The organism is Thalassotalea sp. G20_0 (assembly GCF_017744175.1).
Classification (GTDB): domain Bacteria; phylum Pseudomonadota; class Gammaproteobacteria; order Pseudomonadales; family Endozoicomonadaceae; genus Endozoicomonas.
On the sequence record NZ_JAGHQV010000330.1, the window covers coordinates 1 to 765 of the forward strand.

Annotated in this window: 1 pseudogene; it reads right to left on the reverse strand. The window is 52.3% G+C overall.

What is annotated here, in order from left to right:
- Window positions 1-703, reverse strand: a pseudogene (locus J7438_RS26345) (hypothetical protein); the annotation flags it as partial.
- Between the last annotated feature and the right edge of the window lie 62 nt (window positions 704-765).

Genomic DNA, 765 nt, shown 5'->3' on the forward strand with positions numbered 1-765 from the left:
AAGTAGGCAGCTGTCCTTCAGCACGGGGGCGGCCGCTGGGTGGGGGCGGCATGGGTTCCGCGCGGTTACGACCAGCATTAGTCGATGACCTTTGGCTGTAATAGCGGTAGGCGATCACACCGACCAGCACAAAAATTATCGTGCCCAGAGTGGCGATACAAGCTATAACGGCAGGGCTTGGTGATGCCACTGGCGGTGTTGGTGCGGCAAATGTAGCAGAATCCGGGCCGGAGAAGGTCGTTTTTGGTGCCTTGGACCCGATTGTTGGGGGCGGTGTTGGTGCGGCAAATGTAGCAGAATCCGGGCCGGAGAAGGTCGTTTTTGGTGCCTTGGACCCGATTGTTGGGGGCGTTGTTGTGGTGGCAGAACCCAAAATGGGAAAGTTCATGGTGCAGCCTGGTATTGTGGCCATCGTCTCTGTGATTGATGTATCAGGATAATTAACGATTTGGCGCTTTAGTTTTGCCAAGTCGGGGTCAATAACTGCACAGAAATCATACTGACACCGCTCGGCAGCGACATTTCGTTCGCCATTAACAATGACATTACAAATAACCGGGTTATCACCTTCTACCGAGATAGCTGCAGTGGCATTTTTACTTTTAACGATGCTATTGATCACCCAGGTTTTGGCGATACTTGCTGTTCCTACAAAGCTTCCTACGCTAATACCGGCTTTTGCCTCTCTGCCTGAGGTTATCACATTGCATTTCTCCGCTGCCGTGTGGTTAACAATACTTTCCCCCCCCCCGCCCCACATTACTT